We start from the raw sequence: 10855 nt of genomic DNA, 5'->3' as shown, positions 1-10855 counted from the left end.
TTCTCACCGTGATCGCCACTCACGACTCAGCAAGCTCAGTCGAGAACGGCGAGCACGTCGATCTCGACCAGGAGACCGGCGGGCAGCCCGACGTACACCGTGGTGCGGGCCGCGTGCGGGGCCTCGCCGATCAGCTCGTTGTAGACCTCGTTGAACGCGGCGAAGTGGCTGGTGTCGGTGAGGTACACGCGCACCATCACCGCGTCCGCGAAGCTCGAACCGGCCTCGTCGAGCAGCGCGGTCAGGTTCTTGAACACCTGCCGGGTCTGGCTCACCACGTCGTCGCCGACGATCTCGTTCGTGGCCGGGTCGAACGCGACCGCGCCGGCGACCTGCAGGATGTTCCCCTTGCGGACGGCCTGCGAGAAGTTCGCCGGCGGCTTCGGCGCGTTCTCGCTGGTGATCGCCGTCTTGCCCATCATTGCCCCTTTCCGTTCCCCGTCCATCCACTGTGGACGGAAGCTTCCTCGGCGGCGGCCAGCAGCTCGGGCGCGAGCGCCAGCAGCCCGTCGTAGTCCAGCAGCACCTTCGGCACCGACATCGACGCCGCGGCGAGGACTTCGCCGCCCGCGCCGCGCACCGGTGCGGCGATGCAGTGGATGAAGTCCTCGTGCTCGGCATTGTCCACCGCGTATCCGCGCTCGGCGACCTGGTCCAGTTCGGCCAAATACTGCTCGGGCGTGGTGATGGTGTTGGCGGTGAGCACGACGTAGGTGATCGCGTGGGCGATCCCCTCGCGTTTGGCCCGCGGCATCGCCGCGACGAGCACCTTGCCGACCGCGGTGCAGTGCAGCGGCGCGCGTTTGCCGACCCGCGAGTACATCCGGACCGCGTGGTGTCCCTCGAACTTGTCGATGTACACCACCTCACCGTCCTCATAGGACGCGAGGTGCACGGTGTGCCCGGTGCGCAGGTTCAGCGCGGCGAGCGCTTCGTGCGAGCTGCGCCGGACGTCGCGGTCTTCCAGCGCCTGGTTGGCGAGGTCGAAGAGCGCGCTGCCGAGCCGGTAGTGCCGGGTCCCCTCGCGCCGCACGAAGTGGTGCGATTCGAGCGTGCGCAGCAGCCGGAGCACGGTCGTCTTGTGCACGCCGATCTCTTCGGCCAGCTCGTCGAGCGTCTTGCCGCCGCGGGCGAGGCCGCCCAGCAGCGTCAGCGCGCGGTCGAGGCTTTGGCTCACGTGGCCACCACTCCCTCTCCGGTGAGCCGGACGGAACCCCAGAGGTCGGCGTCCGCCTGCACCAGCTTCGTCACGACGGCTTCGGCCAGCGGAGTGCCGACGTCGTCCTGCGTCAGCAGCGTCGCCGCGGCTTGCAGGTGCCCGCGGCGGAGCCGGGTCAGCGGATCGGCATCGCGCAGCGTCGCGGCCAGGAATCCGGCGGCGAAGGCATCGCCCGCGCCGACTGGTTCGACCACGTCAACGCGCAGCGCGGGCGAGAACAGCGGTTCCGCCGAGCCTTCGACGAGCGTCGCGCCGCGTTCCCCATGCTTGACCACGAGCGTGCGCGGGCCGGGCAGAAGAGTGCGCAGCCGCACCGGATCGCCGGTGCCCCACACGCGTTCCGCCTCGTCGTCGCCGGTCAGCACCAGGTCGGCCTTCCCGGCCAGTTCGGCGAGGACGGACTGGTCTCGTCCGGTCCACAGCGCGGGCCGGTGGTTGACGTCGAACGACACGATCAGGTCGCCGCGCGGACGGTCGAGCAGCGCGCGGACCAGCGCGAGACAGCTGTCCGACAGCGCGGGCGTGATCCCGGAGAGGTGCAGTACGCGGACGCCGGAGAAGTCCAGCCGGGACACCAGTTCCGGGCCCATGCCGGACGCGGCGGAGCCCGAGCGGTAGTAGCGGACCGGACTGCCGCCCGCGCCGCTTTCCTTCACGTACATCCCGGTCGGGCGCGCCGGATCGACCACGACGCCGCGGACGTCCACCCCGGCCGAAGCGATCTCGCGGACGAGCGCGCGGCCGAACGGGTCGTCGCCGACCGCGCTGACCCATCCGCTCGGGACGCCCAATGCGGGCAGATGGCACGCGACGTTCGACTCCGCACCGCCGATGGTGCGCAGCCAGGTGCGCACCTCGTCCGGCGGGCCGGGTTCGGCGGGCACGAACAACGCCATCGACTCGCCGATGCAGAGCACTTCGGGCGGCACTCCGGGCGAAGCTGACGGACTGCTGGTCACTGACGTGTTCCTTCCCCGTTGACCTGTGGCGACCCGGATGCTACACCTATGCAACGCATTTTGCGCAACGTCCGTTGCAAGATACGCAACCGAGGTCCTGAATGAACAGCAACGCCGCTCTCACCGCCGCCGTCCGAGCCGGGCGCGGCGAACGGATCGACTGGCGCTTCCGCGCACTCCCGCCTGCCCTGTCCGGACTCACTCTCGACGAAGCCGCGGCCCGCCGCGCGAAGCTCTTCGACGACGGCTTCTTCGGTCCGTTCGTGGTCATCGACGCGGCCGCGCTGGACCACAACCTCGCCACCATGGCCCGCTGGTGCGCCGACCGCGGCATCGCGCTCGCGCCGCACGGCAAGACGACGATGGCGCCGGAGCTGTTCGCCCGGCAGCTGGAGCACGGGTCGTGGGGCATCACCGCGGCGAACGCCGGGCACGTGCGGATCTACCGCGCGTTCGGCGTGTCGCGGATCCTGCTGGCGAACCAGCTGGTCGACCCGTCCGCGCTGCGCTGGCTGGCCGGCGAGCTGGCGGCGGATCCGGAGTTCGAGTTCGTCTGCTGGGTCGACTCGGTGCGCAGCGTCGAGCTGATGACCGAGGCGCTCGCCGGTGCCGAGCGTCCGGTGGATGTCTTGGTGGAGCTGGGCGGCGAAGGCGGCCGCACCGGTGTCCGTGACGCGGCGACTGCGCTTGCGGTGGCTGAGGCCGCGGCGAAGAGCCCGGTGCTGCGTCTGCGCGGCACGGGCGGTTACGAGGGCGCGCTCTCGCACCACACCGACGAGGCGGCGCTGGCGAAGATCAGCTCCTATGTGGACAGTCTGCGCGACGCGACGGTCACCTTCGCGGAGAAGGGTTTGCTCGCCGACGGTCCGGTGTACGTCACCGCGGGCGGCAGCGCGTACTTCGACCGCGTGGTGGACGAGCTGACGAAGCCGTGGCCGGACGGTCTCGATGTACTTCCGATCCTGCGCAGCGGCGCGTACCTGACGCACGACGACGGCTTCTACCGCGAGATCTCGCCGCTCGGCGAACACCCGCGCATCGCCGGTGTCGACAGCTTCCGTCCGGCGCTGCACGCGTGGGCGCAGGTCACGTCGAAGCCGACGCCGGAGCTGGCGCTGCTCACCGCGGGCAAGCGCGATCTGCCCTACGACGAAGGCATGCCGGAGCCCCAACTGCTGCGCAAGAACGGCGTGGTCACCGAGCTGACCGGGCACACCGTCCCGAAGCTCAACGACCAGCACGCGTTCCTCGAACTGCCCGAGGGGTCGCCGGTCGAGGTCGGCGACTGGGTGCGGCTCGGTCTGTCGCATCCGTGCACGACATTCGACAAATGGTCGCTGCTGCCGGTCGTGGCCGCAGACGGCGAAACCGTGGTCGACTTCGTCCGGACGTGGTTCTGATGGACCTCGTGATCCGTGGCGCCCGCGTCGCCGACGGAACCGGGGCCCCGCTGGAGATCCGCGACGTCGGGATCGACGGCGACCGCATCGCCGACGTCGCCGCGCCGGGAGCGTTGACCGCGCCGCGCGTGCTCGACGCGACCGGTCAGGTCCTCTCCCCCGGTTTCATCGACATGCACTCGCATTCCGACCTGCAGGTGCTCGCCAACCCGGACCACCTGGCGAAAATCAGCCAGGGCGTGACCACCGAGGTGCTGGGCCAGGACGGCCTCTCCTACGCGCCGGTCAACGACGAGGTGCTCGCCGCCCTCCGCCAGCAACTGGCCGGATGGAACGACGACCCGGCCGGCTTCGACTGGAACTGGCGCTCGGTCGGCGAGTACCTCGACCGGCTCGACCAGGGCATCGCGACGAACGCCGCATACCTGGTCCCGCAGGGCACGGTGCGGATGCTGGTGGTGGGCTGGGAAGACCGGCCGGCCACCGACGCCGAGCTGACCCGGATGAAGGACCTCATCGCGACCGGGCTGGAGGAAGGCGCGTTCGGCCTGTCGTCCGGGCTCACCTACACGCCCGGGATGTACGCGACCACCGAAGAACTGGTCGAACTGTGCCGCGTGGTCGGCGAGCGCGGCGGCTACTACAGCCCGCACCACCGCAGCTACGGCGCGGGCGCGCTGGAGGCGTTCGCGGAGATGGTCGACGTCTCCCGCCGCTCCGGCTGCCCGCTGCACCTCGCGCACGCGACGATGAACTTCTCCGTCAACAAGGGCAAGGCCCCGGATCTGTTGCGGCTGCTGGACGACGCGCTCGACGACGGCTGCGACATCTCCCTCGACACGTACCCGTATCTCCCCGGCGCGACCTACCTGTCCGCGCTGCTGCCCAGCTGGTCTACCGAAGGCGGATTGGAATCGACGCTCGCGCGGCTGTCCGATCCGGACACTCGGGAACGGATCCGGGCGGAGATCGAAGAGTCCGGTTCGGACGGTGCGCACGGCGTCCCGATCGACTGGGACGCCATCGAAATCAACGGGGTCCGCCGCGAGGAAAACGCCGCGCTGGTGGGACACAGCGTCCTCGCGTCCGCCCGCAAGAACGGGAAACCCCCGGCGGAGCTGTATTTCGACACGCTGATCGACGAAAAGCTCGGCACGTCCTGCCTCATGCACGTCGGGCACGAGGAGAACGTGCAGTCCATCATGCGGCACCGCACGCACACCGGCGGCTCGGACGGCCTGCTGGTCGGCGCGCGGCCGCATCCCCGGGCGTGGGGCACCTTCCCGCGGTACCTCGCCCGCTACGTCCGCGAGCTGGGCGTTCTCGAACTGGCTGACTGCGTCGCGCACCTCACCGGGCGCGCGGCACGGCGGCTGGGGCTGTCCGACCGTGGCCTCGTCCGCCCCGGGCACGCGGCCGATCTGGTGCTGTTCGACCCGGACACGGTCGCCGACACCGCGACGTTCGACAATCCGCGGCAGCCCGCCGCGGGCCTCTCCCACGTCTTCGTCAACGGCGTCGCCGCCCTCGAAGACGGAACCCCCACCGGCGCACTCGCCGGGCATTCCCTTCGCCATCCCGGGAGTCGACGATGATTCACTGGCTGCAGACCAGCACGGCCGGTCTGCTCACCCTCGCCGCGGTGTCCATCGCGGTGCTGCTTTTCCTCATCATCAAGGTAAAAGTCGAACCGTTCATCGCCTTGATCGTGGTCGGCCTGCTCACCGCGCTGGCCGCGGGCGTTCCGGTCGGCACCCTGGTCGGCACCGCGCAGAAGACGTCGGATTCGCTGCTGGAGAAGGGTTTCGGCAGCATTCTCGGGCACATCGCGGCGATCATCGGGCTGGGCACGCTGCTCGGCTCGATCCTGGAGAAATCCGGCGGCGCACGGGTGCTCACCGCCGCGCTGCTGCGCACCTTCGGCGAGAAACGCGCTCCGCTCGCCATGGGCCTGTCCGGGCTCATCTTCGGCATCCCGGTGTTCTTCGACATCGGCATTTTCGTGCTCGCGCCGCTGGTCTACGCCGCGGCCAAGCAGGGCGGCCGGTCGATCGTGCTGTACGCGATGCCGTTGCTGGCCGGGCTTTCCATCACGCACGCCTTCATCCCGCCGCACCCCGGACCGGTCGCCGCGGCCGGGCTGCTGCACGTCGATCTCGGCTGGCTGATCCTGATGGGCGCGGTCTGCGGCATCCCGGCGTGGTTCATCGGCGGCATCCTGTACTCGACCTGGATCGGCAAGCGCGTGGACGTGCCGCTGGCCGAGGACTTCGCGAAGCTCGCCGGGGAGGACGGCGAGCAGGACGGCCCCGCTCCGTCGCTCAAACTGGTCGGCGGGATCATCGCGGTGCCGCTGGTGCTGATCCTCGTCGGCACGTTCGGCAGCATCCTGCTGCCCAAGGGGTCCACCGGCGCGGGCATCGCCGCGTTCCTCGGCACCCCGGCCATCGCGCTGACCATCGCGACCCTGCTCGCGTCGTGGCTGCTCGGCCGTCGCCGGGGAATGAGCGGCGCGGATCTCGCCCAGCTGTCGGCCAACGCGCTGCGTCCGGTCGCGATGATTCTTCTTGTGGTCGGCGCGGGTTCGTTCTTCGGCGCGGTCCTTTCCGCCACCGGAATCGGCAAGGCAGTGGCCGGTTCCCTCGGCGACGCCGGGCTTCCGGTGCTGCTGGCGGCGTACATCATCAGCTGCGGCATGCGCATCGCACAGGGCTCCGCGACCGTCGCGATCGTGACGACGAGCGGCATCGTCGCGCCCACGGTGCTGGAATTGCATTACTCGCAAGCGCAATTGGCGCTCCTGGTGGTCGCGATCTCGGCCGGGTCGATCATCGCCTCGCACGTGAACGACGGCGGATTCTGGATCGTGTCCCGGTATTTCGGGCTCACCGTGACCCAGACCCTGAAAACCTGGACGGCTTTGGAAACAGTCCTTTCCCTGAGCGGTTTCGGTGTGGCAGCATTGGTGATGGCATTGGTCTGAACCACATCGGCACATGTTCCGGGGGTATTCGATGACCGAGATTTCCCGCCGCACGTTCGTCGGCGCAGTCGGCGCGGCCGGAGCCGCCGCCGTGGTGGGCGCACAGCTCGCCACCGCGGCGCCCCGGCCGCGCGCGGCCGCCACGGTGTACGTCGGCAGCTACACCAGCAGCGCACCGGCGGGCCACGGGCTCGACGTCACCCAGCGTGCGGCCGGCAGCCCCGCGCTCACGCCGGTGCGCACCGTTCCGAAGCTGACCGACGTATCCTGGTTCGATCGCAGTCGCGACGGCCGGATCCTGTACGTCACCAACGAAAACGAGGGCGCGGAGACCGGCACGGTGTCCGCATTGGACATCTCCGACCCGTCCCGGCCGAAGCTGCTCGGGTCGACGTCCTCGAAGGGCGGCTCGCCCACGCACCTGTCGGTGCACCCGAGCCAGAAGTACGTGCTGGCGGCCAATTACGACTCCGGCAGCGTCGTCGTGCTGCCGATCAAGGCGGGCGGCAAGCTCGGCGCGGCCACTAACCTCCAGCAGCACCAGGGCAAAGAGCCGCACGCGCACCAGGTCGTGACCGATCCGTCCGGCAAGTGGGTGCTCGCGGTCGACCTCGGCACCGACTCGGTGTACGTCTACTCCTTCGACACCGGCAAGGGAAAACTGAAGCTGCACAAGCAGATCACCCTCCCCGCCGGCGCCGGCCCGCGTCACCTCGCGTTCCACCCGAACGGCAAGTTCGCGTACGTCGCCCAGGAACTGCGGCCGGAGATCACCGTCGCCAGCTGGGATTCCGCGACCGGCGCGTTCAAGCCGATCGCCGTCGTGCCCGCCGTTCCGCCCGGCAGCACCGGCGACCTGTTCCCCGGCGAGATCGCCGTTTCGCGCGACGGGAAGTTCGTCTACGCCACCGTGCGCGGGCCCAACACCGTCGCCACTTTCACCGTCTCCGACGGCGGTGCCGGGCTCGCCCTGGTCTCCTCGGCCCCCTCCGGCGGCAACTGGCCGCGGCACCTCGCGCTGGACCCGGACGAGAAGTGGTTCTACGTCTCCAACCAGCGCTCCGGCACCGTCACCTGGCTGCCGCGCGACCCGGCCACCGGCCTGCCCGGCACGTCCGCGGGCTCGCTCGCGGTCCCCAGCGTCAATTCCGTCTTCTTCGTCTGAGAAAAACCGGGGCTGTCACGCCGCACAGTCCCGTCTTTCCGGTCTTCGACCGGTCCCCTCGACAGGAGTCACCGATGAAGCTGCGTTCTGTCCTGCCCGCTGTCGCCGCGCTGGCCTTGCTCGCCTCGTGTGCGCCCACCCAATCCGGCCCAGCCGCTTCCGGCGGGAACAAAACCGACGGCACGCTCAGAGTCTGGCTGTTCGACGAAGCGAACCGCGCTCCGAAGGAGGCCGCGGTCAAGGAAGCCATCACCGAGTTCGAGGCCAGCCACGCCGGCGTGAAGGTCGACGTGCAGTGGGTCCCGGTCGAGGGCCGCGCGGACAAGTTCTCCGGCGCGTTCAACGACCCGTCCAACGCCCCGGACGTCGCGGAGTTCGGCAACACCGACGTCTCCAGCTACGCGCAGACCGGCGCGCTGTCCGACCTCAGCAAGGACATCGCGAACTGGTCCGACGGCAAGGACCTCCTCCCGTCCGTTGTGGACACCGCGAAGGCGAACGGCAAGACCTACGGAATCCCTTGGTACACCGGCATTCGCGCGTTGTACTACCGCACTGACGTCTTCACCGAGCTCGGTCTCAAGCCGCCGACGACGCTGAACGAGCTTGCCGACGACGCCCGCCGGATCCGCGCCGCCAAGCCGGAGATGTACGGCATCGCCACCGGCGGCAAGTACACCTACGCGATGCTGCCGTTCATCTGGGCCAACGGCGGCGAACTGGCCAAACAGGACAATGGCAAGTGGACGTCCGCTGTGGACTCCCCGCAGGCCAAGGCAGGCGTCGCCGCGTACGCGAACCTGATCAAGGACGACACCTGCCCGCCGTCGGCCTGCGCCAACCTCACCGGCACGCAGAGCGTCACCGCATTCGCCGGCGGCAAGGCGGGCATGGTGATCGGCGGCGACTTCAACCGCAAGGCCGTCGAACAGGGCTCGGTCAAGGGCAAGTACGCGATCGTGCCACTGCCCGGCACCACGCCGAACTCCACCGCTCCCGCGTTCGCCGGCGGCAACCTGCTCGGCGTGTTCGGCGCCAGCCAGCGCCACGGTCTCGCGGTGCAGTTCGCCGAGCTGCTGGCCGGCGTCAAGTACCAGGAGAAGATGTACGCGGCGATGGGCAACCTGCCCACCCTCGCGTCGGTGCAGAAGAAGCTCGCCGCCAGCGACCCGACGCTGAAGGCCTTCGTGGACACCCTCGCCGCGGGCACGAAGTTCGTGCCGGCCACCCCGGCGTGGTCGAAGATCGACAGCCAGAACGTGCTGCCGACCGCCGTGCAGCAGATCGCCACCGGCGGCAAGGACGTGAACGCCGCACTGGCCGACGCCGCCGCGGCGATGAACAAGAACTTCGGCTGACCGGTGGCCGCGGTCCGTTCCGCGACCGTCCGCCGCGACGGCCGCGCAGCCCTGCTGTACCTGCTGCCCGCCGGGATCCTCCTCGGCGCGCTGCTGGTGTACCCGATCTACCAGCTGGTCGTGATCTCGCTCTACGACTACGGCCAGCCGCAGGCCGCGGGCGCCGCCCCGCTGGTGTTCCTCGGCCTCGACAACTACGCGAACCTGCTCGCCGAGGCCCAGTTCTGGACGGTGCTCGGCAAGACGGTCGCGTTCGCCGCGGCCTGCGTGATCGGCAGCCTTGCCGTCGGCACGGCGCTGGCCGTGCTGGCGAGCCGGGTCCGCGCGTTCCCGCGCACGCTGCTGTTCCTGGCGGCGCTCGGCGCGTGGGCCACCCCGGCGATCGCCGGCTCGTACGTCTGGCTGTTCCTCTTCGACACCGATTTCGGCCTGGTGAACGAGGTGCTCTCGGGCATCGGGTTCAGCGGGATGGCGCACCATTCCTGGACGTTCGGCACCTTCGGCACGTTCGGGCTGGTCGCCGCCGAGGTGATCTGGTGCTCGTTCCCGTTCGTGCTGGTCACCATGTACGCCGGGATCAGCGCGGTGCCGAAGGAGACGCTGGAGGCGGCGGCGCTCGACGGCGCGTCGGTCTGGCGCACCACGTGGTCGGTGATCCTGCCCGCGGTGCGGCCGCTGCTGACCATCGCGACCGTGCAGTCGATCATCTGGGACTTCAAGGTGTTCACCCAGATCTACGTGATGACCAACGGCGGCGGCGTCGCCGGGCGGAACCTCATCCTGAACGTCTACGCCTACCAGCAGGCGTTCGCCGGGCAGGAGTACGGGCTCGGCTCGGCGATCGGGGTCGTGATGACCTTGCTGCTGCTGTCGATCACCGGGCTCTACGTCCGGTCCCAGCGCCGGAGTGCCGCATGGCTCTGAAAGTCCGCCGCCCCGCGCGGCTCGTCGCCGAAATCGTGACCGTGGTGATCGCCGGGATCGTCGCGTTCCCGCTGTACTGGATGGTGCTCTCGGCGTTCAAGCCGGCCGGCGAGATCCAGTCGGCGCATCCGAAACCGTGGACGTTCGCGCCCTCACTGGACAGCTTCAAGCGCGTGCTCACGGTCTCCGGGTTCAGCCGGTACTTCCTCAACAGCCTCGTCGTCGCGGTCGTCGTGGTGCTGCTGTCGCTTTTGCTGTCGTTCCTTTCCGCAGTGGCGCTGACGCGATTCCGGTTCCGCGGCCGCGGCATGCTGCTGGTGATGGTGCTGGTGGCGCAGATGGTGCCGGTGGAGGCGCTGACCATTCCGCTGTTCTTCCTGATGCGGTCGGTCGGCGACGCGGTGCCGGCGTTCGGGCTCAACGAACTGGGCTCGCTCATGCTGGTGCACCTGGCGTTCAGCCTGCCGTTCGCGATCTGGATGCTGCGCGGGTTCGTCGCCGCGGTGCCCGCCGAACTCGAGGAAGCGGCCACTTTGGACGGTGCGTCGCGGATGCGGTTCACCTGGCAGATCCTGTTCCCGCTCGTCGCGCCCGGGCTCGTGGCGGTGAGCGTGCTCGCGTTCATCCACGCGTGGAACGACTTCCTGTTCGCCAAGACGTTCATCATCTCCAAGACCGAAAACCAGACTCTGCCCCAGGCGATCCTGGTGTTCTTCAAGCCGGAGGACACCGACTGGGGCGCCGTGATGGCCTCGTCCACCCTGATGACGATCCCCGTGCTGGTGTTTTTCGTGCTGGTGCAGCGGAGGCTCGTCGGCGGGACGGCCGGAGCCGTGAAGGGATGACC

At 69.4% G+C, this 10855-nt stretch carries 10 protein-coding genes; 7 read left to right on the top strand and 3 right to left on the bottom strand.

Annotated features, from left to right (window positions below; all coding sequences use genetic code 11):
• Window positions 1-35 precede the first annotated feature (35 nt).
• From ACFSVL_RS27495 to ACFSVL_RS27485, 3 genes are read right to left on the bottom strand one after another with little or no spacing between them, the layout of a single operon-like run.
• The gene (locus tag ACFSVL_RS27495) at window positions 36-419 is read right to left on the bottom strand and encodes a RidA family protein (RefSeq protein WP_020660357.1); all 384 of its coding nucleotides are present in this window, start codon (window positions 417-419) and stop codon (window positions 36-38) included.
• Complete coding sequence (locus tag ACFSVL_RS27490) at window positions 419-1177, bottom strand: IclR family transcriptional regulator (protein WP_378308449.1); 759 nt, start codon at window positions 1175-1177, stop codon at window positions 419-421. The genes ACFSVL_RS27495 and ACFSVL_RS27490 overlap by 1 nt, the downstream gene beginning before the upstream one ends.
• Complete coding sequence (locus ACFSVL_RS27485; protein ID WP_378308471.1) at window positions 1174-2127, bottom strand: sugar kinase; 954 nt, start codon at window positions 2125-2127, stop codon at window positions 1174-1176. Before ACFSVL_RS27485 ends, ACFSVL_RS27490 begins: the two co-directional genes overlap by 4 nt.
• Before the next feature lie 152 nt (window positions 2128-2279).
• Here ACFSVL_RS27485 and ACFSVL_RS27480 point away from each other — a divergent pair, with 152 nt between their 5' ends.
• The 7 genes from ACFSVL_RS27480 to ACFSVL_RS27450 all read left to right on the top strand — a co-directional run bounded on the left by ACFSVL_RS27480 (window position 2280) and on the right by ACFSVL_RS27450 (window position 10853).
• Window positions 2280-3578, top strand: a complete 1299-nt coding sequence (locus ACFSVL_RS27480) for an amino acid deaminase (protein WP_378308448.1) — start codon at window positions 2280-2282, stop codon at window positions 3576-3578.
• The gene (locus tag ACFSVL_RS27475; protein WP_378308447.1) at window positions 3578-5173 is read left to right on the top strand and encodes an N-acyl-D-amino-acid deacylase family protein; all 1596 of its coding nucleotides are present in this window, start codon (window positions 3578-3580) and stop codon (window positions 5171-5173) included. Before ACFSVL_RS27480 ends, ACFSVL_RS27475 begins: the two co-directional genes overlap by 1 nt.
• Window positions 5170-6561 (top strand): GntP family permease, encoded by a 1392-nt coding sequence (locus ACFSVL_RS27470; protein WP_378308446.1) that lies wholly within the window; start codon window positions 5170-5172, stop codon window positions 6559-6561. The genes ACFSVL_RS27475 and ACFSVL_RS27470 overlap by 4 nt, the downstream gene beginning before the upstream one ends.
• A gap of 31 nt (window positions 6562-6592) precedes the next feature.
• Window positions 6593-7726 carry a lactonase family protein gene (locus ACFSVL_RS27465; RefSeq protein ID WP_378308445.1) on the top strand — a complete coding sequence of 378 codons (1134 nt, stop codon included), beginning with the start codon at window positions 6593-6595 and terminating at the stop codon, window positions 7724-7726.
• Between the two features lie 74 nt (window positions 7727-7800).
• Complete coding sequence (locus ACFSVL_RS27460; RefSeq protein WP_378308444.1) at window positions 7801-9084, top strand: extracellular solute-binding protein; 1284 nt, start codon at window positions 7801-7803, stop codon at window positions 9082-9084.
• Window positions 9085-9087: 3 nt separating this feature from the next.
• A complete protein-coding gene (locus tag ACFSVL_RS27455; RefSeq protein ID WP_378308443.1) occupies window positions 9088-10008 on the top strand; it encodes a carbohydrate ABC transporter permease in 921 nt (306 codons plus the stop codon).
• Entirely contained in the window at window positions 9999-10853 is an 855-nt protein-coding gene (locus ACFSVL_RS27450; RefSeq protein ID WP_378308442.1) for a carbohydrate ABC transporter permease, read from the top strand. The genes ACFSVL_RS27455 and ACFSVL_RS27450 overlap by 10 nt, the downstream gene beginning before the upstream one ends.
• Window positions 10854-10855: the final 2 nt, after the last annotated feature.

Origin of the sequence: Amycolatopsis silviterrae (assembly GCF_042684085.1) — a bacterium.
Taxonomy (GTDB): Bacteria; Actinomycetota; Actinomycetes; order Mycobacteriales; family Pseudonocardiaceae; genus Amycolatopsis; species Amycolatopsis silviterrae.
The sequence above is the reverse complement of the archived record's forward strand: the minus strand, read 5'-3'. Positions and strand labels throughout refer to the sequence as shown.